The organism is Serratia sp. PL7, from assembly GCF_945957435.1.
The window spans coordinates 126,514-152,108 of sequence record NZ_CAMFLB010000008.1 but is presented as its reverse complement, the minus strand read 5'-3'; the positions used below and the strand labels follow the sequence as shown (position 1 = coordinate 152,108).

Genomic DNA, 25,595 nt, shown 5'->3' with positions numbered 1-25,595 from the left:
TACACTTGGCAGAGAAATGCCGACCGCTATTCATTTTCTCGTATCTGAGTTAACCATTCAGATAGCTGACTTTTTTAGGGATTAACATGAAGACTATACAGAAACGTGTTGAAATGCCTGGGGTTGAAGAGATAAAAAGTAGCTTAATCAATAAGCTGAGATACGACTTATGTTTGGAGCTCAAGGATGCTACCCCTGCGGATATCTTTAATGCGTTGGCTTTGACCCTGCGGGATTACCAGCTGGATAGCTTTTTCAATACCAAACGTTGTCAGCAAGAGGCAAAAACTAAGCGACTTTACTATTTGTCGATGGAGTTCTTACTTGGCCAGTCGTTGCGTAATAACCTGATGAATCTGGGATTGTTGTCCTGTGCAGAACAGGCAGTGAATGAATTAGGCTTTAATTTTGAGAATATTACCATCCAGGAACCCGATGCCGCACTGGGCAATGGAGGATTAGGCCGACTGGCCGCCTGTTTTATCGATTCGATGGCCACGTTGGATATTGCCGCTTCAGGTCATGGCATCAAATATGAGTATGGTCTGTTTAAACAATCCATACAGAATGGCAAGCAGGTTGAACAACCGGATGACTGGCACAGCACCCATTCTCCCTGGTTGATTGATCACCCCTCACAAGTGATGCTAATCCCCATCGGTGGCCACATCGAAGAGAGCGAAGATATTGATGGCAACTACAATCCTATGTGGATGGACTGGAAGGTTATTGTTGGCGTCCCACACGACTACTTTGTCACCGGCTATGGTGGCAATACGGTAAATAAACTGCGCTTATACAGCGCGAGCGCTTCAGACTCATTTGATGTTCATATATTTAACCGTGGTGACTACCTGCGTGCAGTTAGCCAGAAAATAGCGTCAGAGAACATCTCTAAAATACTTTACCCGGCCGATGAGATTCAGTCAGGGAAGGAATTACGTCTGACGCAAGAGTATTTTTTGGTTGCCTGTACCTTACGCGATATTTTGCACGAATATGCTCAGCGCTCGGAAGACATCACCGCATTGCCCGATGCGGTTGCCATCCAGTTAAATGATACCCATCCGGCACTGACCATCGTTGAGATGATGCGTATGCTAGTGGATGAGTATCGCCTGGATTGGGAGATTGCCTGGAGCATCACACAAAAAACGTGCGCGTTTACCAACCACACGTTGATGCCAGAAGCGTTAGAAACCTGGCCTGTTGCACTATTTGAGAAGTTGTTACCGCGCCACCTGCAGATTATCTACGAAATCAACCATCGGTTCCTGGCAGAGATAGCTCAGAAATGGCCAGACAAACCGGAGTTACTGGTTTCACTCTCGTTGTTTGAAGAGGGGCCTGAGAAAAAAATCCGTATGGCCAATTTGGCCATTGTCGGCAGCCATAAAGTGAATGGCGTAGCTAAATTGCACTCCGAACTGATTAAACAGCAGTTGGTTCCTCACTTTTATTTTATCACCCCGGAAAAATTCACCAACCAAACTAACGGAGTCACGCCAAGGCGGTGGATCCAGCAAGCCAACCCGAAACTGGCCGAATTTTTGTCCCGCCAGTTAACCCCTGATTGGGTTACCGATCTTGATAAATTGCAGCAATTGAAAAAATTAGCCAAGGACAGCGCAGCCCTGGAGGAGATCCAGAGCATTAAGCGGCATAACAAAGAGGCGCTTTGTCGGCTTATCACTGCTCATCAGGGGATAAAAGTCGATCCGCTATCCCTGTTTGACAGCCAGGTGAAGCGTATCCATGAATATAAAAGGCAATTGCTGAATATTCTGCACGTTATTCACCTGTATCTGGGGATTGTTGAGTCTGGCAATACCTTGATACAGCCAAAGGTCCACCTGTTCTCAGGCAAAGCCGCGCCAGGCTATGCCATGGCCAAGCTGATTATTCAGTTGATTAATGAAGTGGCAAGGACGGTGAATAACGATCCGCGTGTCAAAGGGCAGCTCAACGTGCTGTTTCTGGAAGATTATAAGGTCTCCTTGGCCGAACATATCATTCCTGCCACCGATCTTTCAGAACAGATCTCAACGGCTGGCACAGAAGCTTCGGGCACCAGTAACATGAAGTTTGCCATGAACGGGGCCCTGACCATCGGCACGATGGACGGCGCCAATATAGAAATTCGTGACGCGGTGGGGGCCGATAATTTCTATCTGTTTGGTGCCGATGCGGCTGAAATCAACACTCATCGGCAGGCGGGTTCCCATAACCAGGCCTACCAGAATGATCCGGCAATCAGACAGGCTGTCGATGCCTTGGTATCAGGCCACTTCAACCTGGACAAGTCACTTTTTCAGCCGATTTACCGCATGCTGACAGAGGGCGATCACTACTGCCATTTGCTGGATTTTGACAGTTATCGCCAGGCCCAGCATCAGGCACTGCATGATTTTTCCCAACCCCAGTTGTGGCACCAGCGGACGCTGTTGAACATTGCTGGCATGGGGGGCTTCTCAAGCGATCGAACTATCAAGGGGTATGCTAACGAAATCTGGGGGATCCCTTGTTAAGGGGATCACAATAGATCTGGCCTCCTTCAGGGTTACTTCAACCTGAGTTGAACATAGGATCATGACGTATGGAACCGCTTACCCTCGGTCAGCCTTCTGAGACACTGCCAGTGACCGTGCTGATTGTAGATGATTCAAAGAGTTATCGGCATCTGATGGTTGCAGCCCTGACGAAATGGGGATTTAGCGTCTGTGAGGCAGAAGATGGTCAGCAGGCGTTGAAAAAATTAACCCAACGGCCGATCCATATCGTCATCAGCGACTGGGAAATGCCGGTCATGGACGGAGTCGCTCTGTGCCAGGCTATCCGCAGTGGCGATTTTGGCCATTACATCTATGTCATTCTGGTGACGGCCCGGCAGTCTCTTGAGGATCTGTTGACGGGGATGGAGTCGGGTGCCGATGATTTTTTATCAAAACCGGTGAATCAAAGCCAGCTGCGTGCCAGGTTGCACGCGGCGGAGCGTGTGCTGTCGCTCGAAAGCACGCTGGCAGCACGTAATGAAAAGCTCTCTTATGCCTATCAGCAAATAGAGTCCGATCTGCAAGTCGCTGCCAAGCTGCAACACAGTTTCTTACCCGCCCATAACCTGGTGTTAGCAGGGTTCGAATTTGACTGGATGTTTTTACCTTCGGCTTATGTGTCGGGGGATTTATTAAACTACTTCCCGTTGGGGGAGCGCCATATCGCTTTTTTTAGCGTAGACGTTGCCGGACATGGCGTAAGTGCCGCCATGCTGTCACTGGCAGTTTCACGTGAGTTTATGGCGGGCCGGATCAGCAGTCATTTGTTATTGGAGCACTCGGCCGAGGGGGAGAGGGTTCCTGTGTCACCCCACCGTGTAGTCGGGGAACTGAATCAGCGCTTTTGCCTGGATAATGAGCAGATCAGCAGTTACTACACGTTGATTTATGGCGTCATCGATATCAGTAATGGCAAGGGTACTCTTTGCCAGGCCGGGCATCCGACGCCGTTTATCATCCGCGCAGACGGCGAGTTATCTTGCGTTGGTGATGGGGGGATGCCTGTGGGGTTGTTTGAGGAAGCAGAATATGAAGATAGCGATTTTATGCTGGAGATCGGGGATCGGCTCTATCTTTACAGCGACGGGATCGTTGAATGTGAAGGTCAGCATCAGGAGCTCTACGGCGATCGGCGTTTACAGACATTACTGAGTGAAAGCCGACATTTGGCGAAGGAGCAAGTGTTTGCCAGGGTGGAGAATGCGTTGAATGCCTGGCGCTGTGATGAAGATGAGCCGGTGCAAAAAACACCCGTAAGGCCGTCTCAACCCTTTGCGGATGATATTTCGCTGATGGCAATAGATCGTATCGCGTAGTAACTTTCGCTAGACCAGAACAACTAAGACATTGTGAAAAAGGAGTCGTTATGAACTTTGAGATCCAGTCTGAGAGTGGCGTAGAAATTATTGCTCCTCTGGTCCGTCGCCTTGATGCGTCAGTCGCGGTGGTATTCAAACAGGAAATATTGTCTTTTATTCAGCAGGGTAAAAACAATATCCTACTGGATTTCAGCCATGTCGAGTTTATCGACAGCAGTTGCCTGGGGGCGCTGGTATCCATCCTCAAGACATTAAGTGGCCGCGGGGATCTGGCACTCTACGCCTTGAACAGCAACATTCAGAATATGTTCAAGCTGACGCGTATGGATCGAATTTTCATTATAGGCAGCGATCGTGCTGCGGCATTGAAGCTCATGCTGCGCTGAGTCTGGTTTTGCGCCGAGGGAATGTCATATGATAATTGCCAACGCCACGCTGTGTTTACCGGCATCATTGAACAGCCTCGCGCAGCTGAGCAACGAGCTGTATGGCTTTGTTGAACCGTTTTCGCTGGATCCCGCCCTGGTTTATCAGCTCGATTTGGCCTTGAGTGAGGCATTTACCAATATTGTCAGGCATGCGGTGAATTATGACGATACGCAGAATATCATGATTGACTTGGCGAATGAGGGCCATCATCTGACTCTGACGCTGTCGGATCCAGGTTCACCCATCCCGGATAACATTTTGCATCAATGGGCGCAGCCGCCAGATCTTGCTCCAGACCCTCTAGATCAAACCAGTTGGCCGGAAGGTGGGATGGGGCTGATATTGATTCAGTCCGTGATGGACAAAGTGCAGTATGAATCGGTCAATGGTCGCAATCGGTTGACGCTGAGTAAGAGCCTGTTGTAGGGCAGCTTGGCAGCAGTTATGAGACTTCCCTTGCAGCAGCGAGGGAAGTTTGCAGATGCTGACATAATTCATCCACACCGCGATATTGAGCAGTGATCTCAGCCAAATCAGCTAATGCCGCAGCCTGTTCGATATTCCCAAGCCTGCTTTCCAGGGGCTGGCAAACAAAGTGGAGGCACTCTCCTTTTAGCCGATGGGCGCTTCGCCGGATGGCTTCAACATCTTGTGCCTCTATGGCGGTATGCAGCGCATTTGTCAAAGAGGGAAGTTCCTCTAAAAAGATCGTCACCAACTCGTTAAATAAGGCCTTGTCATCACCTAACTGTGCCAGCGACTGAACGTAGTCGAAGATCTCTTCCTCTGGGCATACCTGAGCCGCATTAAGTGCCCGCTGGATTTCGCTGGCAAGATTATCCAACAGAATGGGTTTGCTGATATAGCCGTCGAATCCCTGAGCCAGGCATCTTTCACGATCGCCTTTCATCGCATGCGCGGTCATGGCAATAATGGGCAAATGCAGGCCTGATTGTTGCTCACCCGCACGAAGGAGTTTTACCGCTTCGATTCCATCCATTTCCGGCATTTGCAGGTCCATCAACACCAGGTCGTAGTCGTCTTGCTGCAACTTTTGCAACGCCAGTTTGCCATTGCCCACCACATCGCAGGTATGACCCAACTTACGGGTAAAGTTGATCGCCAACTGTTGATTGATCAGATTATCTTCCGCTACCAGAATGCGTATCCCATTACCTGTAGCCGGTGGCGGTGTTTCAACTGTGGACTCCGGAGCGATCATTTCTTGCGGAATAAAGGTGGCAGTGATGGTTTCTAGTAACTCGTTGGCATCAATGGGCTTGGTTAAAAAGCCCGAAACGCCTACCTTGCGCAATACGCCGGTGTCTATTCGGTTACCCATTGAACTGAGCATGATCAATTTACTTTGACGCAGCTCCGGCGTTGACATGATCTCTAGGGCCAGAGCCATGCCATCCATCTCTGGCATTTGCGAATCCAGCAGGATCAGCGGAAAACGCTGGCCCGTAGCCATCAACTCCAGTGCTGCCTGGCCAGAGTTGACCGTTTGTGGCTTGAGCCCGACATTGCGCAGCATGTCAAACAGTAACCTTAGGTTGGTTTCATTATCATCCACTACCAATACGTTCATCCCTTTTAGCCTGGCTGGCAACATTGTTACCGTTCGGGCGGAGGAGAGGGTATTAGGTAAAGAAAAATAGAAGCGGCTACCGTGACCAGGCTGGCTGGAAACCTGTAACTTGCCGCCCATCATGGCCACCAGTCGGGCCGAAATGGTTAACCCTAATCCGGTACCGCCGTATTTGCGGGTGGTTGAACTGTCTGCCTGGCTGAATGATTCGAAGATAACCGTCTGTTTATCTTCGGCAATACCGATCCCGGTGTCGATAATGCTGAATGTCAGCATATTCGGGTGTGTGTGTGAGGGCGCGATCTGCAATACCACTTCGCCGGTATGGGTAAATTTTAGGGCATTGCCAATCAGATTGGTCACGATCTGCCGTAAACGCAGGGCATCGCTGTGCAGAATAGTAGGTACATCTGGATGAATGTCTACCAGTAGCTCAATCCCTTTTTCGGAAAATTTAGGCATCAAGGGGCGGGTAATTTCATGGATTAGCTGCCGCAGGGAAAAGTCCTCAAACTCCAGGCTGATTTTCCCCGCCTCTATTTTCGAAAAGTCGAGAATATCGTCGATGATCTTTAGCAGGGCACGAGCGGAGGAATACACCATGTTGATGTAATCACGTTGTTCTTTATTAAGATTGGTTTCCAGGCACAATTGAGACATGCCCAGGATCCCATTCATTGGCGTGCGGATTTCATGGCTCATATTGGCCAGGAATTCACTCTTGGCCTGGTTGGCGGCGTGGGCTAATGCAACGGCCTGCTGGGAGGAGGCTTCCGCGTCCTTACGCTCGGTGATGTCCTGCAAAGTCCCAATGACTCGCTGTACTTCCCCTTGGATACTGACGCTGATGATTTGCCCTTGGATCAGTACCCAGCGCTCGTCGCCATTGCTGTGCCTGACGCGTACTTCACAGTCAAAAACAGGCAATACCGTTTTATTGGCTTCATGGAGGCAGCGCAGAACCAGTGGTAAATCATCGGGGTGAATGACTTGTTGCCAAAGCGAGGAGGAAAACTCATCACTCTCACAGCTAACCCCTAGCAGTAATAACAAGGCGTCGTTGACCTGCCATAGATCTTGGGCGCATTCCCAATCCCAAATGCCGATGCGGGAGTTTTCTACCGCCTGAATAAAATGACTATTTGGGCCAGACATGCTGTTAGCGTTCATTTTTACTGCCTTGATCGGCGTCATGGTGCAACTCAGCCTGTCGCCTCATGAACTCCAACCCCGGCGCCATAAAAATTGCCCAGGCGGTAAGCACTTCTTCATCACATTCCGGGTCGAGATCCCGCACCGTTTGCAAGACCGCCCGCCGCCAGTAGGCAAAAACAGAGGCGGGCAGATTCAAACCTTGTGAACTCTGTTCCCGCGCCACATGTTCCAGATAGTCGGCCACGATGTGGGTGGTGGCAACCGAAAGCATATAAAAAAAGGATTTGTAGATGATTTTTTTGTGCGCTTGCTGATGTTCGGGCGTGGGCTGAATGTTCAGCTCTTGCGTACTTTCAATGAACAATCGGTAGAAATGAGAGAAAAACAGGTCGCCCTGATCTTTGGCGGTGATCCGATCGTAACTGCTATTGAACAACACTTCATAGTTGGTACTCACGGCATGCTCTCTTTTGATTCTTACCCAATGTCTGTCGTGGCACCTCTTCTCCCGATGAGAAGGGCCAGGGAAGGTGGTGACTTCGCCCTAAGAGAGCAAGTCGTTTTCCTTAAAGTAGTCTAGTTAACGCTTGGCGAAGCGCAAGGATAGGGGGTTAAAGCGCATGGCTTTTTTGCTATGAGCGGGGCGTTCGGCGTGGACTGCCTGCTTTCAACATGGTAGAGACAGTGCAAATAACAAAAAAATCCACGCAGTGCGTGGATTTTCAGTGCTTTACTTAGTCTTCATAAATCATACTGAGATGCTATGAGATGAGTGACATCATTTAGACGTTAAACAAGAAGTTCATCACATCGCCATCTTTAACGACGTAGTCTTTCCCTTCGGAACGCATCTTGCCGGCCTCTTTGGCACCTTGCTCACCCTTATAGGTGATAAAGTCTTCAAAGGCGATGGTCTGGGCGCGGATAAAGCCTTTTTCAAAGTCGGTATGGATTTTACCGGCCGCTTGCGGTGCAGTAGCGCCAACCGGGATGGTCCAGGCACGCACTTCTTTTACGCCAGCGGTAAAGTAGGTTTGCAGATTGAGCAATTCGTAACCTGCGCGGATCACGCGGTTCAGACCGGGTTCTTCCAGCCCCAACTCTGCCATAAATTCAGCGCGGTCTTCATCTTCCAGCTCTGCAATGTCGGATTCAACAGCGGCGCAAACCGCAACCACCACGGAACCTTCTTCGGCAGCAATCTTGCGTACAACATCCAGATACGGGTTGTTCTCAAAACCGTCTTCGTTGACGTTGGCAATGTACATGGTCGGCTTCAGGGTCAGGAAGCTCAAGTAGCGGATCGCGGCTTTATCTTCAGCAGTCAGATCCAGTGCACGCAGCATACCGGCGTTTTCCAACTGTGGCAGGCATTTTTCCAGTGCGGCCAATTCGGCTTTTGCATCTTTATCGCCGCCTTTGGCTTTCTTCTGCACACGGTGAATGGCGCGTTCGCAGGTATCAAGATCGGACAGCGCCAACTCGGTGTTGATGACGTCGATATCGTCTGCCGGATCCACTTTGTTATTCACGTGAATGATGTTGTCATTCTCAAAGCAGCGCACCACGTGGCCGATGGCTTCGGTTTCACGGATGTTGGTCAGGAACTGGTTACCCAGGCCTTCGCCTTTGGAAGCCCCTTTTACCAGGCCTGCGATATCAACGAATTCCATGGTGGTGGGCAGAATGCGTTGCGGCTTGACGATCTCGGCCAGTTGATCCAGACGTGCATCGGGCATCGGTACCACGCCGGTATTGGGTTCAATAGTGCAGAACGGGAAGTTAGCCGCTTCAATACCCGCTTTGGTCAACGCATTGAACAGGGTGGATTTGCCAACGTTAGGCAGACCGACGATACCGCATTTGAATCCCATGTTTATATCACCTTAAATATCTTGACTATCAACAGGTTAACATTAGCCTGCTGCATAAAGGACGAAATTATCCCCCTATTATACACGTAATGGGCAGTTATCTCGATCTGCCCGTTGCTGGCGCTATCACCCGAGGTGTTCCTTAACGGCTGCTAACGCCCGGACCGGGTCAATTTAACGTCGATAGAGGTGTTCTGCAGGCAAGGTACAGATCTAACTTGAACACATCTGGCAATAGGACATGGAACACTAATATCGAAGATTATTCCGGGTATTTGTTATCAGATATTTAGTAATAAAAGTGAGTTAATATTTCATTTTAAATGTATGTTTGATCGTAAAGGCACTTTTTGCATAGGGTTATTCTTGGATTTTCCTCACCCAATGAAACAACGTGGCAACATATCATAATAAAATCTGGCGGATTTCAGCGGATAAAGAGTTACCGAACGTTAAACCGTAAGATGTTACTTATCTTATGTTGGGCTATCTAGCCAGGCTAGGAAAAACTCATTAATTTTAAGCTGGCTTTTGCTTTAAATATGATGATTATTTAATCATTATTTCGTTTTTTAGGCATGACCATCAATAGGGTTGGTGTGCATTTATTTGTTTTTATTGTATTTTTTATTTTATGGGATTATTCTTTGTATTGAGTCTAAATAGTTAATTTATTTAATAAGTGATTGTAATTGCTTTTTGTTTTATAAGAATTATCTGTTATTTATTAATGGAAACATCCTGTAAATGGCATAGGATGTTTCTATGTAAATATAAGTAATTTCTTAATTATATTGAGGTAGTTTAAGGAAGATAAAGATAAATTTATCTGCAAGTATTGTTGGGCGTATTTTTTTAAGATATTATCCGCGTCTTATTGGTTGTGCCATTTTAATTCAAGGAGGAATTTATTCCATGAATGGGATTGATGTGCTTTCTGCACCGATTTTATTATTACTTTCGGTTATTTCTTTTATTATTCATTTCCGCAACGAGCGGAGGAAGAGCCTGATTGAGCGGCCTTTTTTTGCTGCAAGTGTGGATTTGAAAAAGAAAAAGAAAACCACGTCAGAGGTCGTTGATGTTGTTGCGCAAAACAGCGTGCAGCCAAACTGTACTCGTAAACTGTGCCGTTATTGCCCGATAAGTAGCAGGCCAAGCAAGTGAAAATCACATCACTTGGCCTAACCGCTTAGCTAGTCGCTTTAAACGCATGCAAACGATTCATGGCTTTAGTCATACCTTCCTTCAGCAAGATCTCTGTGCAACGTAACGACTCATCGATGGCATCATCAATCAGCGTTTGCTCTGATGCTGGCGGCTTACCCAGCACAAAGCCTACCACCTTGTTTTTATCACCTGGGTGGCCGATGCCAATGCGCAAGCGATAAAAGTTCGGGTTATTGCCCAGCCTGCTCTGGATATCCTTCAGGCCATTGTGGCCACCGTTGCTGCCGCCTAATTTGAGTTTCGCCACTCCCGGTGGCAGATCCAACTCATCGTGGGCTACCAGGATCTCTTCCGGCAGAATGCGGTAGAAGGTAGCCAAAGCGCCAACGGCTTTACCACTCAGGTTCATAAAGGTGGTAGGAACCAGCAGCCGAACGTCGTTACCGGCCAGATTCAGGCGTGCGGTGTAACCGAAGAACTTACTCTCTTCCTTCAGCGGTTGGTTGTGGCGTTGCGCCAGTAGGTCAACATACCATGCGCCGGCATTGTGCCGTGTCTGGGCATACTCTGCGCCCGGGTTGGCGAGGCCAACAATCAGTTTGATACTGCTCACAAGAGATTCACTATGCTAGAAAAATGGAAAGGGCGTGCCCGTTGCCTTCCAGGTTGCGATCGCCTGAGGTTTCACAGCGGCACAGCTCGAAATTTATAGGCCGTTAGTGTACCTGCCTGAGTGCAGAATGACAAAAATCTGGTGTCCCCCGTTAATAGCTGAAAAATGAATAATACATTAGTAAAACAATTCAGTTATCTCGCTAACTTTTAACATAAAGTAAAGAATTGTCAGCCTTTAGTTGCCATTTGTGATCGGTCACGCAATACCCATGCTGAAATAATGACTATACTTAACTAATCAAAGTGGGATAACGAGTTAGGGTTTTCCCTCTATTGGCACATGGCACTCTGGAGGTGGCATATGAAACGTAAAAACGCTGAGGTCATTGGCAACGTTTTAATGGGAATGGGTATGGTGGTAATGGTTGGCGGGGTGGGATACTCTATCCTGGCTGAAGTATCACAGTTCAATTTGCCGCAGTTCTTTGCCCACGGCGCCATCATGAGTATCTTTATCGGCGCCTTGTTGTGGCTGGCCGGTGCACGTATTGGTGGGCGCGAGCGGGTAGCAGATCGTTATTGGTGGGCAAAACACTTTGATAAACGCTGCCAAAACAACCCGCGCCGCCCGTCACATTGATTAACCACAACCAAGGATCTGGCGAACAAAGGCAAGGGAGTCTGGCCGTATAAGGTTTAAGGTTATGTCCCACATCCCGTAAAAAACCCGTTGTTGCTCGCGCTTCAACGGGTTTATTATTTTCAGGGATGTTCACCCGAACAACCTGGCGCAGTGGAGATAAACCGCGCCAGAGAAGAGATTAATGTTCGAACATCGCGGAAATTGACTCTTCATTGCTGATACGGCGGATAGCTTCAGCCAACATACCGGACAAGGTCAGAGTACGCACGTTTTTCAACGCCTTGATTTCTGCTGACAGCGGAATAGTGTCACAAACGATCACTTCATCAATCACCGAGTTCCTGATGTTATCCACGGCGTTACCGGAGAAGATCGGGTGCGTGGCGTAGGCAAATACGCGTTTGGCACCGCGTTCTTTCAACGCTTCGGCTGCTTTACACAAGGTACCACCGGTATCGATCATGTCATCGACCAGTACGCAGTCACGGCCTGCCACGTCCCCGATAATATGCATCACCTGAGAAACGTTTGCGCGAGGGCGACGTTTATCAATGATGGCCATGTCGGTATCGTTAAGCAGTTTGGCGATCGCGCGGGCGCGCACGACACCACCGATATCTGGGGAAACCACGATCGGGTTTTCCAGGTTCTGTTGCAACATGTCTTCCAACAGGATCGGGCTACCGAATACGTTATCTACCGGGACATCGAAGAAACCTTGGATCTGCTCGGCATGCAGATCGACTGTCAATACGCGGTCAACCCCTACGCTGGAGAGGAAGTCGGCAACAACTTTGGCAGTGATTGGCACACGCGCAGAACGCACGCGGCGATCCTGGCGGGCATAGCCGAAGTAAGGAATTACAGCAGTAATACGACCTGCGGAGGCGCGACGCAGGGCATCAACCATAACAACCAGTTCCATCAGGTTGTCGTTGGTGGGTGCACAGGTGGACTGGATGATGAAAATATCACCGCCGCGTACATTTTCGTTGATTTGCACGCTCACTTCGCCGTCGCTAAAACGACCTACAGCGGCGTCACCAAGGCTGGTGTACAAACGGTTGGCAATACGTTGTGCTAGTTCCGGGGTGGCGTTACCAGCAAAAAGCTTCATATCAGGCACGAGAAGAACCTCAGCATGCGTCCAGAGAAGATATTGTCATACGGTCTTCGCCAAGGGGCAGTTGGCGACGCCGACGCAATATACATACGGGTGTGTAAAACTAACTTGAACTGCAGAGCAGCGCAGAGATGACAGGGCCAGGTAGACGACCCTGCGCAACGACACGTTGAGCTACGGCTCAAACTGCCCAGAACGGATGCGATGTAGTGGTGAGACGTTAACGCCACGCGCTACAAATCCACGCAACCAGGCCGGGGCTTGATTTAACACCTGAAGAGCGGCGGGCTCGGAGTCGAATTCTGCAAACACACAAGCACCTGTGCCAGTCAGGCGTGACGGCGCGTATTGTAACAGCCATGAAAGAAGCTGTTCAACCTCGCGAAAACGTTTTCTTGCGATCGGTTCGCAATCATTTGCGTAAGGTGCCTGTAATAGGGCGTTCAGCGGGCGAACCGGGGTGTCTCTTTTTAATTCGGCATCGGCAAAAATCACCGGTGTGGGGATGCTGACACCGGGATGAGCGACCAAATACCACTTTTCTGCCGGATTTGCCGGCTGTAGCTGCTCACCGATCCCTTCGGCAAAGGCGGCATGGCCGCGCACAAATACCGGGACATCGGCACCGAGGGTTAGCCCCATATCTGCCAACTGGTCGTCGCTCAGGCCACATTGCCAAAGTTCATTCAGTGCGACCAGTACCGTTGCCGCGTTGGAAGATCCTCCGCCAAGGCCGCCACCCATCGGCAAACGCTTGTCGATGCTGATGTCTGCCCCACGCGGAAGGGTGGCAATGGAATGGGTAGTGCAATGTTGCTGTAACAGACGAGCGGCCCGGACAATCAGGTTCTGCTCATCTGGCACCCCTTCTACGGGCGTTAGCAGCTGGATCTGGTCATCCTGGCGGGGAACGATGGTGAGCGTATCGCCGTAATCCAGGAACTGGAACAGCGTTTGCAACTGATGGTAGCCGTCTGCACGACGGCCGGTGATATAGAGAAACAGGTTCAGCTTTGCCGGGGAGGGCCATTGATGGATCATCACTTGAGCGTCCAGTTATCCATTTTCAGCTTGATGCGTTGATCGCCCTGTTGCAGTTCAAGGCGGCTCGGTAACGGGATTTTGAGATCGGTGTTGTAGTCCTGATAGGTGACGACCCAGGTCAGATCGCCCTGCTTGTAGGTCAGCTTGTTCAGGCGGTACTGGGAGTCTAGGCTGAAGTCGGTGGCTTGCCCTGGCAGGCCAAGCATCCACTGGCGCAGGTTATCCAGCGGGATCTGCATGCCGGTCAGCTTGCGGATCATCTCTTCCGGGTTGTCGCTGACATAGCGTTTGCCCTGGTTATCCGTGAGCTGCACCACGCTTTTTTGCACGTTCAGCTCCAGCTCGGTGCTGCCAAGCGGGTTGGTCAGCAGCAGGCGGTAGCGGTCGGGTGTGTACTGTTGCCAGAAGAAGCGAGCGTAGACTTTCTTCTGATCGGTCAGATAAGCAAAAGCGCCCCGGGTCTGATACTGCTCAAGCTGTTGCACCGCTTGCTCATGAGCGAGCCACTGCGGAGACGTCGGGCTGGTAGCCGGGCCAGGTTTGGTGAGGGTACAGGCCGTCAGCACCAGGCTGGCTAATGGGATCAGGCGAAGCAAACTAACTTTGCGGATAGGCATAACGTTTTGTTGTCCTTTTGTCCTTGCGGGGCAGTGCGGGTTAGCATTTCTGCCACCACGCTAACGGGCGAGTGGCGTAACGTCAATAATACAATGGCGCAAAAGCCTTGCAGCAAGGGTGGCGTCTGGCGTGGGGAGGATTGTAAACGATGGCGGAGCTTTTTGGGTCGGAAATCTGTGGGCACAGCCTTCAGAACGAGTCTGCCGTCTGAGCGCGCCGTATAAGGGCGCGCTTTGGTGGATCAGAAATCGTAACGCAAACGAACAACCGTCATATCGCCCAGATTATCGGTGCTGGACGTCAGCACGTGCTCAACGTCGGCGCGGAAACCGTAGTCGAACTGGAAGGAGACGCCCAAGCCATTATCAATACGCTGATAGTCGCGGCCTGTGGTGTACTGCAGGCGGTCGCCCATAAAGTAAGGCATGATGGATTTCACCGCGTATTCGCCTATCGGGAAGCTATAACCAGCGAAATATTCAATCCCCCAGGCATCCCCAGCGAAGTAGTCATTCACCTGCTTTTTCTTGGTAGTCAGGAAGTTCTCATACCAGCCGCCGCCAAAGCTGAGTGTCCAGTTGTCCGGTTTCCAGCTCAGTGCGGTACCTAAAATGTTTTGATTGTAGTCTTTACTGTCGTCGCTATTGGGGTTGCGCATCTCGGCGCTGGTGTAGTTCCAGGCTGTGCCCCAGGTCAGATCTTTACTCAGATGATAATCCACACCGAGTGAACCGCCGCCCTTACGTTTGTAGCGCAGGCCGTTACCAGGCAGGTATTCGTCATCGTTGAACAGGTAAGCGGCGTAGATATCGGCGTCGCCCACGGTTGTTTTATATTTCAGCATGCTGCGTGAACGGTAGGAGCCGTCATAGTCGCCGTTAATGCCGTTGCCTGGTGCCTGGGCCAGCATGTCGTAATCCCAGATGTCGGTTTTGGCCCCGACCACGTCGTAGTAAACGCTGTTTTGCTTACCGAAGGTCAGTTGACCCCAGGTTTTGCTTTTCAGGCCGGTATACAGCATACGGCGGGAGGTGTTGTTGGCCCCCTCGGCGTAGTGGTTATCCCAACTGAACAGCGCCGGGATGTTGACGCCTAACTCGTAATAGTTGATCCAACTGATGTCATCGAACAGGTAGTAATCGGTGGCGAAGCGAAAACGCGTACCGCCGTCAAAACCGTTGCGTTTATAAGAACCTTTATCGCCATCGCCAGTCATCATGTTGAACTGCGGGCGAATACTGCCACCAACGGTAAAAGTGAGGCGGCTGAGGGGATCGCCCGCTTGCGGATCCTGCTTTAATAAGGTGATTTCACCGTGTGCGGCAAATGCGCTACAACCCGCTATCAGCCCTGCGGTAACCGCTTGGCTTAATCTACGTAATTTCATGGAACGTCCCTTTTTACGTGCTGCTCAAGATACGAAAACCCATCCATCGGCCAACCACGCCTGGGGCTTTCTGGTTTGCTCACTTTCCGGTGACAGAAAGTGAAATCCTGTAACGGTTTTTATGTAAATAATTCGCTAGCTAACCATTTGGCCGAATTATGGGAACATGCCGAAAAAATTGCAATTAAAACAATGGAAACCGTAACTCATCGCGATTATCAGTCATGTGTAATGTTAAGCCGTGGGAATACGAAGGATGCCGCCAAACAGGCTGAAAGGGGGAGTTTGCAAGGGGTGACATTACATTTCAGCGTTTTTCCCTTGAGGTTTCTGATGAGTTTGAAACATACCTGGTTTTGTCGTGTTGACTGATTTGTCCGACCAATACCAGCGATTGGCCGGAAGATGCGGTTGTCACTTTAATTGATGTCGCGCATCAAGTAGAATGCCGGACAACGAGAACCCGTACCAAGAGAAGTATTACTCGAAGCAATGACCCTTCTGGCGTTAGGTATTAATCACAAAACCGCTCCGGTTTCTCTGCGAGAACGGGTGACCTTCTCCCCAGAGTCGATCGACAAGGCGCTGAATAGCTTGCTGCAACAGCCATTGGTGCAGGGCGGCGTTGTGCTGTCTACCTGTAACCGTACCGAGCTGTACCTCAGCGTGGAGCAGCAGGATCATCTGCATGAACAACTGGTAGCCTGGTTATGTGATTATCACCATCTGCGTCCGGAAGACGTACGCAAGAGCCTGTATTGGCACCACGGCGACGAGGCCGTCAGCCACCTGATGCGCGTTGCCAGCGGGCTAGACTCTTTGGTACTGGGTGAACCCCAGATCCTCGGGCAGGTAAAGAAAGCCTTTGCCGAATCCCAGCGTGGCCAGTCACTTTCCGGTGAGCTGGAGCGCCTGTTCCAGAAATCCTTCTCCGTTGCCAAACGTGTACGCACTGAAACCGAAATCGGTGCCAGCGCGGTATCCGTTGCCTTCGCCGCCTGTGCGCTGGCGCGTCAAATCTTCGAATCTCTTGCCGAACTGAATGTGCTGTTGGTCGGTGCAGGGGAAACGATCGAGCTGGTTGCCCGCCATCTGCGTGAGCATAAAGTGCAGCATATGATCATCGCTAACCGCACCCGTGAACGCGCTCAGGTACTGGCGCAAGAGGTGGGGGCAGAGGTGATCTCATTGCCGGAGATTGACGCACGCCTGGCCGATGCCGATATCATTATCAGCTCCACCGCCAGCCCGTTGCCCATCATCGGCAAGGGCATGGTTGAGCGGGCACTGAAAGCGCGCCGCAATCAGCCGATGTTGCTGGTGGATATTGCCGTTCCGCGCGATATCGAGCCGGAAGTCGGTAAACTGGCGAACGCCTATCTCTACACCGTGGACGACCTGCAGGCCATTATTCAGAGCAATATGGCGCAACGGCAGGCGGCGGCCGTACAGGCCGAGACCATTGTGCAGCAGGAAAGCAGCAATTTCATGACCTGGCTGCGCTCACAGGGCGCGACAGATACCATCAGAGACTACCGTTCGCAGGCCGATCAAATCCGTGCGGAAATGGAGTCAAAAGCGCTGGCAGCGATTGCTCAAGGCGCTAACGTGGAGCAGGTGATCCATGAGCTGGCCCACAGATTAACCAATCGTCTTATTCATGCCCCTACCAAATCCCTCCAGCAGGCCGCCGGTGATGGCGACATGGAGCGGTTGCACATTTTACGCGACAGCCTCGGGCTGGATCAGCATTAGTTCTCTTTTATTAACAGGGTTTAAAACCACGCATGAAGCCTTCTATTGTTGCCAAACTGGAAGCGTTACAAGAGCGCCATGAAGAAGTTCAGGCGTTGCTCGGCGATGCCGGTGTCATTGCCGATCAGGATCGGTTCCGTGGCCTGTCGCGCGAATATGCGCAGTTGACCGACGTCAGCCGTTGTTTTCTGGAATGGCGTCAGGTGCAGGACGACCTCGCCACGGCAGAAATGATGCTGGACGATCCGGAAATGCGTGAAATGGCGCAGGAAGAGCTGAAACAGGCCAAAGCGGCGACGGAAGAGCTGGAGCAGCAGCTGCAGGTGTTACTGCTGCCGAAGGATCCTGACGATGAGCGCGACTGCTTCCTGGAAGTGCGCGCCGGAACCGGCGGCGACGAAGCGGCTATCTTTGCTGGCGATCTGTTCCGTATGTATAGCCGTTACGCTGAAACTCGCCGCTGGCGGGTTGAGATCATGAGCGAAAACGTGGGCGAGCACGGCGGTTACAAAGAGGTGATTGCCAAAGTGTCTGGCGACGGCGTTTACGGTCAACTGAAGTTTGAATCCGGCGGTCATCGCGTTCAGCGCGTGCCGGAAACCGAATCCCAGGGTCGTATCCATACCTCTGCCTGCACGGTGGCGGTGATGCCAGCGGTGCCAGAGGCGGAACTGCCAGAAATCAACGCGGGCGATCTGAAAATCGATACCTTCCGCTCTTCCGGGGCCGGTGGTCAGCACGTTAACACCACCGATTCGGCGATCCGTATTACCCACTTGCCGACCGGCATTGTGGTTGAATGCCAGGACGAACGTTCACAGCACAAGAACAAAGCCAAGGCGATGTCGGTGCTTGGGGCACGTATCCGCGCGGCAGAGATGGCGAAACGCCAGTTGGCAGAGGCTTCTACCCGCCGCAACCTGTTGGGCACCGGCGATCGTTCCGATCGTAACCGCACCTATAACTTCCCGCAGGGGCGCGTGACCGACCACCGCATCAACCTGACACTGTATCGTCTGGACGAGGTGATGGAAGGCAAGCTGGATATGCTAATCCAGCCGATCGTGCAGGAATACCAGGCCGATCAGTTGGCCGCACTCTCTGCCGAGCCTGAGTAATGGATTATCAAACCTGGCTGAAAACCGCGACTTTACGCCTGACGCACAGTGACAGCGCCAAACGCGATGCGGAGATCCTGTTGGGTTTCGTGACCGGTCGGGCCAGAACCTACCTGTTGGCATTTGGCGAAACTCCGCTGACGGCAGAGCAGACTGAGCAGTTAACGGTGCTGCTGGCTCGCCGTGAACGCGGGGAACCGGTGGCGTATCTGGTTGGCGAGCGTGAGTTCTGGTCGCTTCCGCTGTCGGTTTCGCCCGCTACGCTAATCCCACGCCCGGATACCGAATGTTTGGTGGAGTTGGCCCTGGAGCGTCTGCCCGCAGCGCCGTGCGCCATTCTGGATCTTGGCACTGGCACCGGCGCGATTGCCCTGGCGTTAGCCAGCGAACGGCCAGACTGCCAGCTTACCGGCATCGATCTGCAACCGGAAGCCGTGGCGCTGGCGCAGCATAACGCGCAAAAACTGGCGATTAACAATGCGAGCTTTTTGCAAGGGAGCTGGTTTACGCCGGTCGCCGGGCAAAAGTTTGCGCTGATCGCCAGTAATCCTCCCTATATTGATCAAGCCGATCCTCACCTTGGACAGGGCGATGTCCGTTTTGAACCCGGCACTGCGCTGGTGGCCGCCGATCAGGGGCTGGCCGATCTGGCAACGATCGTGCAGCAGGCCGCAGATTATTTAGAGCCGCAGGGTTGGCTGTTGCTTGAGCACGGTTGGCAACAGGGTGAAAGTGTACGTACCCTTTTGAATACTGAGGGATTTATCGCGGTGGCAACGCATCGCGACTATGGCGGCAACGATCGCGTGACTCTGGGCCAAAAATCACTATAAGAAACCAAGGAAACCACTATGGCCGCTTACATGGCGCTAAAACATCTGCATTTATTAACGGTAGCCATCAGCATTACGTTGTTTGTTCTGCGTTTCTTCTGGAAGTGGCGTGCATCGCCGATGATCAACAAGCGCTGGGTAAAGATCACGCCGCATATCAATGATACGGTGCTGTTTGCCACCGGCATTGCCCTGGTGGTGATGTTTAAGCTTTACCCGCTGCTTGGCATGGACTCGTGGCTGACCGAGAAGTTGTTTGGCGTTATTATCTATATCCTGTTGGGTTATGTCGCATTGGGCAAGAAGACGCAAAGCTGGAATATCCGCACCTTGGCATTCGTTCTGGCACTGGGCTGTCTGTATCTGATCGTTAAACTAGCCACGACAAAAATACCGTTCTTGATGGGATACCTATGAGTAGCATTGCCGATTTCGAATTTAACACTTCCTCATTGAGTGAGGGAGTGATCCTGGTGTCGAAGGTTATCCGGCGGGACTTCCCGGTGGCGGAGGTAGAGCGCAAGTTACAGCAGTTGACTGAAGAAGCGCGCGCAATCATCCCGGACGATCTCAACCAGGATCAGCAGTTGGAAGCGCTCATCGAATTATTCTTTAAAACCTGGGGATTCGGCGGTGCCAGCGGTGTTTATCGGCTTTCTGACGCCATCTGGCTGGATAAGGTGTTGGAAGCTCGCCAAGGTACGCCAGTCTCTCTGGGAACCATTTTCCTGCATATTGCCCACCAGTTGGATCTGCCGCTGATGCCGGTGATTTTCCCCACTCAGTTGATCATGCGTGCTGACTGGCTGGATGAGGAGATGTGGCTGGTTAACCCGTTGAACGGAGAAACGCTTAACGAACATCAGTTGCAGGTTTGGCTCAAGGGTAATCTGGGGCTGGGGGCTGAACTGGAAGATGACGATCTGGACGAATCGGAAAACATTCTGGTGGTGCGTAAGATGCTCGATACGCTGAAAGCCGCGCTGATGGAAGAAAAACAGATGGAAATTGCGTTGCGGGCCAGCGAGGTGGTACTGAGTTTTGACCCGGACGATCCCTACGAGATCCGCGACCGTGGTTTGATTTATGCCCAGCTGGAATGCAACCATATCGCCATTTCCGATCTCAACTATTTTGTCGAGCAGTGCCCTGAAGACCCGGTGAGTGAAGTGATAAAAATTCAAATCCACTCTATCGAGCTCAAGCAGGTCACGCTGCATTAATTCACTGATTCCGATTTATTAATCAATAAGGTGCAAGCATGGAACAGAAAGTAGTCAGCATTGGCGACATCAAGGTAGCGAACGATCTACCGTTTGTACTGTTCGGCGGTATGAACGTACTGGAATCTCGCGATTTGGCGATGCGCATCTGCGAACACTACGTCACCGTGACGCAAAAACTGGGCATCCCTTACGTTTTCAAAGCCTCTTTTGATAAAGCCAACCGTTCATCTATCCATTCTTACCGTGGCCCAGGCCTGGAAGAAGGGATGAAGATTTTCCAGGAAATCAAAAGCACCTTCGGCGTGAAAATTATCACCGATGTGCATGAAGCCGCACAGGCGCAGCCAGTTTCCGAAGTGGTTGATGTGATCCAACTGCCAGCCTTCCTGGCACGTCAAACCGACCTGGTTGAAGCCATGGCGAAAACCGGCGCGGTGATCAACGTCAAGAAACCGCAGTTCGTCAGCCCGGGCCAGATGGGCAATATCGTCGATAAGTTCAAAGAAGGTGGCAACGATCAGGTTATCCTGTGCGATCGCGGCAGCAACTTTGGCTATGACAACCTGGTGGTCGACATGTTGGGTATCAACGTGATGAAGAATGTGACCGGTGGCCATCCGGTGATCTTTGACGTGACCCACGCCCTGCAAACTCGCGATCCGTTTGGTGCGGCTTCTGGTGGCCGTCGCGCGCAGGTTGCAGAGCTGGCTCGTGCCGGTATGGCTGTAGGTTTGGCTGGCCTGTTTATCGAGGCGCACCCAGATCCAAGCAATGCTAAATGCGATGGTCCTTCGGCGTTGCCGTTGGATAAGCTGGAACCGTTCCTGGTACAGATGAAAGCCATCGACGATCTGGTGAAAAGCTTCGCTGAGCTGGATACCAGCAACTAACGGCTGCTGACAAATAGCGCTGTGGGGGCGCCGTATGCTGCGCTCGCCAATCTGAAGGCCCGACATGAATCTGTCGGGCCTTTTGCTTTATTGGGCGTTTAGCGCGGTCAGCGCTTCTGGCAGGGTGGGGTAGAAATGCAGCTTGCCATCGATTGGCTTCATGCGCGCACGAGCCAGGGTTTTTAGCGGCTGGAACGGAATATCGGTGATCACCAGCTGTTTTTCGGCGGGCAGGGCGTCGATATAACGTTGCAACGCGTTGAGTCCCCCGGCATCCAGCACCGGCACGGCATCCCATTGCAGAATGATGGTGTGGTAGTTTTCACCGCGTACCAGCAGATCGTTGAACACGCGTTCGGCAGCGGCGAAGAACAGCGGCCCGTTGACGCGCAGCACCAGCCGGCCATCCTCGGCGCTCAACTCGCTCAGGCGGGTCATGCGTGCGATTCGGCGCATAAACAGCAGTGAGGCCAGCACGATGCCAACGGTAATGGCAATCACCATATCAAACAGCACCGTCAACGACATACACAGCAGCATCACCAAAATGTCGTCTTTCGGTGCCCGGCGCAGCAGATAAACCACTTTATGCGCCTCGCTCATGTTCCAGGCAACCAACAGCAGCAGCGAGGCCATCGCCGCCAGCGGTAAGTAGGACAGCCATGGTGCCAGTACCAGTAAGGACAGCAGTACCATTAACGAGTGGATGATAGCTGAAACAGGTGAGGTTGCCCCTGCCCGCACGTTGGCTGCCGAGCGGGCAATAGCGGCCGTCGCGGTGATGCCGCCGAAGAACGGAGCGATGATGTTACCTGCGCCCTGGCCAATCAGTTCGGCGTTGGAGTGATGCTTTTTGCCCGTCATACCGTCCAACACTACCGCACACAGCAGCGATTCGATCGCCCCAAGCATCGCCATGGAAAAGGCTGCCGGTAATAGGGCGGAAAGCAGGTGCCAGCTCAGTTCTGTCGGTTTACCATCGCCAGCAGGCAGATGCCAAGGCAATAGCCACTGTGGCAGGATCGGCGGGATACCTTGGCCCTGGCTGCCGTCGGCCAGTTCGAAACTGAAGCGGGAGCCAATGGTCGCAACCTGATGATCGAACTGAGCCAGGATAGCCATCACCGCGGTGCCAGCCAACAGGGCGGGCAGGTGGCCGGGAATACGCAGCCCCAGCTTCGGCCACAGCAGCAGAACCACCAAAGTGACCGCGCCAATCAGCGTATCGCCATAGTCCAGAGTGGGTAAAGCATGCAACAGCGCGTTGACCTTGCCGATGTAGTTTTCCGGCACTTCCGCCAGCCGTAAGCCAAAGAAATCCTTCACCTGCATGGTGGCGATGGTGATGGCGATCCCGGAGGTAAACCCAAGCGTGACTGAAAGTGGAATGTACTCGATCAGGCGGCCAAGCCGCGCTAACCCCATAATCAGCAGGAATACGCCAGACAGCATGGTGGCAATCAATAAGCCAGAGAGCCCAAACTGCTGTGAAACGGGGAACAGGATCACCACAAACGCCGCAGTGGGGCCGGAAACGCTGTAGCGTGAACCGCCGCTGACAGCGATCACGATGCCAGCAATGGCGGCGGTATACAGCCCATACTGGGGGGGAACGCCGCTGGCAATGGCCAGCGCCATCGCCAGAGGTATGGCAATGATGCCGACGGTGACCCCGGCAATGGCATCTTTCAGCAGACGTTGAAGGGAATAGGGTTCACGCCAGCAGGCATCTATCAGGGCGCTAAAAGGGCGGATACCGTTGATTTCGTGCGTTTTCATCTAAGTTGCAAACCAAGTCTATAAAAGAGAACGGAATGGCGGGCCATGGAGGTCCGTCTCGGAATAGCTGGTAGATACCATACCCCTTTCTGCCCGCCGATACCTAGATTTGTATCAAAGCATCAGGATCGTGATTAATTTATATTTGTTCAGCGGATCATTTGCGCCAAGCGCCAGCCTGTGCAGATCGTCCGCTGTTGATTGGGGGAAAAGCGCAGCTTTTATCGCTTAGTGTACTGAGGGCAAGGGTAAGCCTAGAAACTGAGCAAGAGTGCTGACCAGTAGATGATGGTCTTCGAGCTGAGGGGAGCCAGAAAGAGAGATGGAACCGACGCAACCCACATTGAGCAGGTTGATGGGGAATGCGCCGCCGTGGGCGGCATAGTCACGTACGCTGAGGCCATATCTCTCTTCCAGCGTGACTTGCCGTTGTTGCAGGCGTAATCCCACGGCATAAGAGCCTTTATGGAAATGGTTGACCACGTTACGCTTGCGCCGCACCCAGTCGGCAATGTCTGGCGTTGCCCCTGGCATGGCGTAATAAAACAGCGTTTGTCCGCTTAGCTGAATTTCTATAGCGATGGGTAATTGGCGATGTTCTGCGGCATTTTTTAGCGCCAGGCCCAGCTCCCACGCGGTGGCATGGTCGAAATGGTGGAAGGTAAGGTCCGTTTCTTGTGTCGCCAGCGCTTGCAATTCATCATCGATATTCATCAGATTTTCCCCGTGGTGTGATGGATAACAGACTATCCTGAACTGAGGATAGGACATAGATTGCCTGGCAATAACATATACCCGCCTGGTCATTGTCATTTTTAGTATGGTGAGTGCTGTCGGAAGCGGTATTACAGGGGGCCGTTGCCAAAAATAACCCGAAAAACAACATTGCCGCATCCTGGAGTATGCCGAATAGTTATGACATATATTGCGTCGATCTCGTCTTTTTACAGTGACGCGTGCATCACCTATGCCACGCTGTCGGTAGCCTACTTTGCACTTAGCAGAAACGCCCCTTTTTCCTACCAGTCCGCCGTGTGGAAACGGGTGTTATTTGGTGTGCTGGCGGGGCTGGCGGTGCTGTATCTGAATCAGTCTCGGCTGTTGCTCACCGGTAATATTTATTACAGCTTTGCCATGATCCCGATGATTCTGGTGCTGTTTTTCGGTGGTGCAGTCAGTGGGGTGGTGTGCTATCTGGTGAACTTTAGCTTTAACGGCGGCTTTACGCTGGATAATCTGTTTATCGGTTCGATCGTCTTGCCGCTGCTGCTAACGGGAGTCTGGCGGAAAAAATCGAATCGGGTGTTTTATCTTACCATTGGTATCATTGCACTCTACCGCATTGCCGTGGTCTGCTCGTTGGTCAACTTCCGGGAACTGTGGCTGGATATTCTGTTGTATCAGGCCGCATCGGCGCTGTGCCTGGCGATTTGCTACCACGCCCTGAGCTTTAAAGAGCGCCATATTAACGCCTTTTTCTCCATGCGCAGCAAGGCGACGACCGACAGCCTGACCCACATCAACAACCGTGCCAGCGTGGACTACAAAATGATGCTGCAGCATGCCCAGCGGGAGTCTTGTGGCCTGATGTTGCTGGATTTAGACAATTTCAAACAGGTCAATGATACCTATGGCCATTTGGCTGGTGACGGCGTGTTGGCCAGCGTGGGGGGCATTCTGAAGGATTGTGTACGTGATGAGGACTTTGTCGGACGTTACGGTGGTGAGGAATTTATGGTCATCACGTCCAGTTATGAACCGCAGCATATTGCGGCCGTGGCGGAACGCATTCGCAGCCGGGTGGAAGGATTTGATTTTATTACCGAGAGTGGGGAGGCGATGCGGTTGACCATCTCTATTGGCACCTCGCTCTACCTGGCCGGTATGTCGGTGGAGAAAGCGATAGAGATGACGGATGAAGCGCTGTATGACGCTAAACGCGAGGGTAAAAACCGCGTGGTCAGCAGCCGTTTGATGTCGCTATCACAGTTGGGGAAGAGGTATAGCCCTATGGCGGCTAAGAAGTCTTAGCCTGGCCCGGGTGCAAACTATGCTTTCTTTGACGCTTTTACTTTTTCCCCTCCAGCGTTGTTGCGTCGGTTTTATCGACGACAGCAACATTGTTTTCGGCATAATCCAACTCTTTAGATAAAAAGTAATTAAGGAATGTACGTATCACGGCAATGATTACCAGTTTAATCAACTCTTCCATGCTAGGGTTGATTGTCGTTGCCAGGATATCAGCCGCTAATTGAAACTCTAACGCTAAAGCAAGCCAGGTTCCAAAGCGCGCCCTTATCAAATAGAGTATGGACTGACTTTTAACTTTGGTTATTGTGGTATAAAGTGCCTTTACCAGCCCGACAAAAACGCAAATAACGGAGAGAAACTCTAAAAAAACCTGTAGCATTAGAGAGAAATAGATAATTATTTCTTTGATACTTTCCAATTAGTTAGCTCCGTTTTCCATGTTT

At 51.7% G+C, this 25,595-nt stretch carries 24 protein-coding genes; 13 read left to right on the top strand and 11 right to left on the bottom strand.

Annotated features, from left to right (window positions below; all coding sequences use genetic code 11):
- Positions 1 to 86 precede the first annotated feature (86 nt).
- The 4 genes from N6G83_RS28390 to N6G83_RS28375 all read left to right on the top strand — a co-directional run bounded on the left by N6G83_RS28390 (position 87) and on the right by N6G83_RS28375 (position 4,726).
- Positions 87 to 2,528 carry a glycogen/starch/alpha-glucan phosphorylase gene (locus N6G83_RS28390; protein ID WP_248006648.1) on the top strand — a complete coding sequence of 814 codons (2,442 nt, stop codon included), beginning with the start codon at positions 87 to 89 and terminating at the stop codon, positions 2,526 to 2,528.
- A 68-nt stretch (positions 2,529 to 2,596) separates the two neighbouring features.
- Entirely contained in the window at positions 2,597 to 3,868 is a 1,272-nt protein-coding gene (locus N6G83_RS28385; RefSeq protein WP_211135988.1) for a SpoIIE family protein phosphatase, read from the top strand.
- A gap of 50 nt (positions 3,869 to 3,918) precedes the next feature.
- A complete protein-coding gene (locus tag N6G83_RS28380) occupies positions 3,919 to 4,257 on the top strand; it encodes an STAS domain-containing protein (RefSeq protein WP_211135989.1) in 339 nt (112 codons plus the stop codon).
- A 28-nt stretch (positions 4,258 to 4,285) separates the two neighbouring features.
- On the top strand, positions 4,286 to 4,726 hold the full coding sequence (locus tag N6G83_RS28375) for an ATP-binding protein (RefSeq protein ID WP_211135990.1): 441 nt from the start codon (positions 4,286 to 4,288) through the stop codon (positions 4,724 to 4,726).
- A 16-nt stretch (positions 4,727 to 4,742) separates the two neighbouring features.
- Here N6G83_RS28375 and N6G83_RS28370 read toward each other — a convergent pair whose 3' ends face one another.
- The 3 genes from N6G83_RS28370 to ychF form a co-directional block, all read right to left on the bottom strand.
- On the bottom strand, positions 4,743 to 7,085 hold the full coding sequence (locus tag N6G83_RS28370) for a PAS domain-containing hybrid sensor histidine kinase/response regulator (RefSeq protein ID WP_260524071.1): 2,343 nt from the start codon (positions 7,083 to 7,085) through the stop codon (positions 4,743 to 4,745).
- Positions 7,051 to 7,503 carry a Globin gene (locus N6G83_RS28365; RefSeq protein WP_083196422.1) on the bottom strand — a complete coding sequence of 151 codons (453 nt, stop codon included), beginning with the start codon at positions 7,501 to 7,503 and terminating at the stop codon, positions 7,051 to 7,053. Before N6G83_RS28365 ends, N6G83_RS28370 begins: the two co-directional genes overlap by 35 nt.
- 325 nt (positions 7,504 to 7,828) lie before the next feature.
- Positions 7,829 to 8,920: a redox-regulated ATPase YchF gene (gene ychF, locus N6G83_RS28360; protein WP_021181096.1), complete on the bottom strand. Its 1,092-nt coding sequence runs from the start codon at positions 8,918 to 8,920 to the stop codon at positions 7,829 to 7,831.
- A gap of 915 nt (positions 8,921 to 9,835) precedes the next feature.
- Between ychF and N6G83_RS28355 the strand changes: the two genes are divergently transcribed.
- Entirely contained in the window at positions 9,836 to 10,087 is a 252-nt protein-coding gene (locus tag N6G83_RS28355; RefSeq protein WP_074028652.1) for a hypothetical protein, read from the top strand.
- 25 nt (positions 10,088 to 10,112) lie between these two features.
- On the opposite strand, the gene pth is transcribed toward N6G83_RS28355, so the two are convergent.
- Positions 10,113 to 10,703 carry an aminoacyl-tRNA hydrolase gene (pth, locus tag N6G83_RS28350; RefSeq protein WP_024528841.1) on the bottom strand — a complete coding sequence of 197 codons (591 nt, stop codon included), beginning with the start codon at positions 10,701 to 10,703 and terminating at the stop codon, positions 10,113 to 10,115.
- 363 nt (positions 10,704 to 11,066) lie between these two features.
- Between pth and ychH the strand changes: the two genes are divergently transcribed.
- The gene (gene ychH, locus N6G83_RS28345) at positions 11,067 to 11,345 is read left to right on the top strand and encodes a stress-induced protein YchH (protein WP_074028659.1); all 279 of its coding nucleotides are present in this window, start codon (positions 11,067 to 11,069) and stop codon (positions 11,343 to 11,345) included.
- A gap of 181 nt (positions 11,346 to 11,526) precedes the next feature.
- On the opposite strand, the gene prs is transcribed toward ychH, so the two are convergent.
- The 4 genes from prs to N6G83_RS28325 form a co-directional block, all read right to left on the bottom strand.
- Positions 11,527 to 12,474, bottom strand: coding sequence for a ribose-phosphate diphosphokinase (gene prs, locus N6G83_RS28340; RefSeq protein WP_002211240.1), 948 nt, complete (start codon positions 12,472 to 12,474; stop codon positions 11,527 to 11,529).
- Positions 12,475 to 12,645: 171 nt separating this feature from the next.
- Positions 12,646 to 13,512, bottom strand: coding sequence for a 4-(cytidine 5'-diphospho)-2-C-methyl-D-erythritol kinase (gene ispE / locus N6G83_RS28335; RefSeq protein ID WP_065685601.1), 867 nt, complete (start codon positions 13,510 to 13,512; stop codon positions 12,646 to 12,648).
- The gene (gene lolB, locus N6G83_RS28330) at positions 13,512 to 14,132 is read right to left on the bottom strand and encodes a lipoprotein insertase outer membrane protein LolB (protein WP_021181100.1); all 621 of its coding nucleotides are present in this window, start codon (positions 14,130 to 14,132) and stop codon (positions 13,512 to 13,514) included. Before lolB ends, ispE begins: the two co-directional genes overlap by 1 nt.
- A 242-nt stretch (positions 14,133 to 14,374) precedes the next feature.
- Positions 14,375 to 15,520 (bottom strand): porin, encoded by a 1,146-nt coding sequence (locus N6G83_RS28325; protein ID WP_211134861.1) that lies wholly within the window; start codon positions 15,518 to 15,520, stop codon positions 14,375 to 14,377.
- A gap of 492 nt (positions 15,521 to 16,012) precedes the next feature.
- On the opposite strand from N6G83_RS28325, the gene hemA reads away from it, so the two are divergent.
- The 6 genes from hemA to kdsA are packed head-to-tail and all read left to right on the top strand — an operon-like array spanning position 16,013 to position 21,342.
- Positions 16,013 to 17,275, top strand: a complete 1,263-nt coding sequence (gene hemA / locus N6G83_RS28320; protein ID WP_024528845.1) for a glutamyl-tRNA reductase — start codon at positions 16,013 to 16,015, stop codon at positions 17,273 to 17,275.
- Between the two features lie 32 nt (positions 17,276 to 17,307).
- Positions 17,308 to 18,393 (top strand): peptide chain release factor 1, encoded by a 1,086-nt coding sequence (gene prfA / locus N6G83_RS28315; RefSeq protein ID WP_024528846.1) that lies wholly within the window; start codon positions 17,308 to 17,310, stop codon positions 18,391 to 18,393.
- The gene (prmC, locus tag N6G83_RS28310) at positions 18,393 to 19,226 is read left to right on the top strand and encodes a peptide chain release factor N(5)-glutamine methyltransferase (protein WP_211134860.1); all 834 of its coding nucleotides are present in this window, start codon (positions 18,393 to 18,395) and stop codon (positions 19,224 to 19,226) included. The genes prfA and prmC overlap by 1 nt, the downstream gene beginning before the upstream one ends.
- Positions 19,227 to 19,244: 18 nt before the next feature.
- Positions 19,245 to 19,643, top strand: coding sequence for a SirB2 family protein (locus tag N6G83_RS28305; protein WP_024485432.1), 399 nt, complete (start codon positions 19,245 to 19,247; stop codon positions 19,641 to 19,643).
- Complete coding sequence (sirB1, locus tag N6G83_RS28300; protein WP_024528848.1) at positions 19,640 to 20,449, top strand: invasion regulator SirB1; 810 nt, start codon at positions 19,640 to 19,642, stop codon at positions 20,447 to 20,449. Before N6G83_RS28305 ends, sirB1 begins: the two co-directional genes overlap by 4 nt.
- A gap of 38 nt (positions 20,450 to 20,487) precedes the next feature.
- On the top strand, positions 20,488 to 21,342 hold the full coding sequence (kdsA, locus tag N6G83_RS28295; RefSeq protein ID WP_021181107.1) for a 3-deoxy-8-phosphooctulonate synthase: 855 nt from the start codon (positions 20,488 to 20,490) through the stop codon (positions 21,340 to 21,342).
- A gap of 87 nt (positions 21,343 to 21,429) precedes the next feature.
- On the opposite strand, the gene dauA is transcribed toward kdsA, so the two are convergent.
- Together dauA and N6G83_RS28285 are read right to left on the bottom strand one after the other, a co-directional pair.
- Positions 21,430 to 23,121 (bottom strand): C4-dicarboxylic acid transporter DauA, encoded by a 1,692-nt coding sequence (gene dauA / locus N6G83_RS28290; RefSeq protein WP_074028669.1) that lies wholly within the window; start codon positions 23,119 to 23,121, stop codon positions 21,430 to 21,432.
- Positions 23,122 to 23,349: 228 nt separating this feature from the next.
- Positions 23,350 to 23,835 carry a heme-degrading domain-containing protein gene (locus N6G83_RS28285; protein ID WP_211134858.1) on the bottom strand — a complete coding sequence of 162 codons (486 nt, stop codon included), beginning with the start codon at positions 23,833 to 23,835 and terminating at the stop codon, positions 23,350 to 23,352.
- Positions 23,836 to 24,036: 201 nt separating this feature from the next.
- On the opposite strand from N6G83_RS28285, the gene N6G83_RS28280 reads away from it, so the two are divergent.
- Positions 24,037 to 25,152, top strand: coding sequence for a GGDEF domain-containing protein (locus N6G83_RS28280; RefSeq protein WP_199062941.1), 1,116 nt, complete (start codon positions 24,037 to 24,039; stop codon positions 25,150 to 25,152).
- A 37-nt stretch (positions 25,153 to 25,189) separates the two neighbouring features.
- Here N6G83_RS28280 and N6G83_RS28275 read toward each other — a convergent pair whose 3' ends face one another.
- Positions 25,190 to 25,570, bottom strand: a complete 381-nt coding sequence (locus tag N6G83_RS28275; RefSeq protein ID WP_024528852.1) for a DUF1622 domain-containing protein — start codon at positions 25,568 to 25,570, stop codon at positions 25,190 to 25,192.
- Positions 25,571 to 25,595: the final 25 nt, after the last annotated feature.

Bases quoted from the DNA above. Each gene is read 5' to 3' on its own strand.
- N6G83_RS28390 (WP_248006648.1), top strand. From the start codon at position 87: ATGAAGACTATACAGAAACGTGTTGAAATGCCTGGGGTTGAAGAGATA.
- N6G83_RS28385 (WP_211135988.1), top strand. From the start codon at position 2,597: ATGGAACCGCTTACCCTCGGTCAGCCTTCTGAGACACTGCCAGTGACC.
- N6G83_RS28380 (WP_211135989.1), top strand. From the start codon at position 3,919: ATGAACTTTGAGATCCAGTCTGAGAGTGGCGTAGAAATTATTGCTCCT.
- N6G83_RS28375 (WP_211135990.1), top strand. From the start codon at position 4,286: ATGATAATTGCCAACGCCACGCTGTGTTTACCGGCATCATTGAACAGC.
- N6G83_RS28370 (WP_260524071.1), bottom strand. From the start codon at position 7,085: ATGACGCCGATCAAGGCAGTAAAAATGAACGCTAACAGCATGTCTGGC.
- ychF (WP_021181096.1), bottom strand. From the start codon at position 8,920: ATGGGATTCAAATGCGGTATCGTCGGTCTGCCTAACGTTGGCAAATCC.
- N6G83_RS28355 (WP_074028652.1), top strand. From the start codon at position 9,836: ATGAATGGGATTGATGTGCTTTCTGCACCGATTTTATTATTACTTTCG.
- ychH (WP_074028659.1), top strand. From the start codon at position 11,067: ATGAAACGTAAAAACGCTGAGGTCATTGGCAACGTTTTAATGGGAATG.
- ispE (WP_065685601.1), bottom strand. From the start codon at position 13,512: ATGATCCATCAATGGCCCTCCCCGGCAAAGCTGAACCTGTTTCTCTAT.
- lolB (WP_021181100.1), bottom strand. From the start codon at position 14,132: ATGCCTATCCGCAAAGTTAGTTTGCTTCGCCTGATCCCATTAGCCAGC.
- N6G83_RS28325 (WP_211134861.1), bottom strand. From the start codon at position 15,520: ATGAAATTACGTAGATTAAGCCAAGCGGTTACCGCAGGGCTGATAGCG.
- hemA (WP_024528845.1), top strand. From the start codon at position 16,013: ATGACCCTTCTGGCGTTAGGTATTAATCACAAAACCGCTCCGGTTTCT.
- prfA (WP_024528846.1), top strand. From the start codon at position 17,308: ATGAAGCCTTCTATTGTTGCCAAACTGGAAGCGTTACAAGAGCGCCAT.
- prmC (WP_211134860.1), top strand. From the start codon at position 18,393: ATGGATTATCAAACCTGGCTGAAAACCGCGACTTTACGCCTGACGCAC.
- N6G83_RS28305 (WP_024485432.1), top strand. From the start codon at position 19,245: ATGGCCGCTTACATGGCGCTAAAACATCTGCATTTATTAACGGTAGCC.
- sirB1 (WP_024528848.1), top strand. From the start codon at position 19,640: ATGAGTAGCATTGCCGATTTCGAATTTAACACTTCCTCATTGAGTGAG.
- kdsA (WP_021181107.1), top strand. From the start codon at position 20,488: ATGGAACAGAAAGTAGTCAGCATTGGCGACATCAAGGTAGCGAACGAT.
- dauA (WP_074028669.1), bottom strand. From the start codon at position 23,121: ATGAAAACGCACGAAATCAACGGTATCCGCCCTTTTAGCGCCCTGATA.
- N6G83_RS28285 (WP_211134858.1), bottom strand. From the start codon at position 23,835: ATGAATATCGATGATGAATTGCAAGCGCTGGCGACACAAGAAACGGAC.
- N6G83_RS28280 (WP_199062941.1), top strand. From the start codon at position 24,037: ATGACATATATTGCGTCGATCTCGTCTTTTTACAGTGACGCGTGCATC.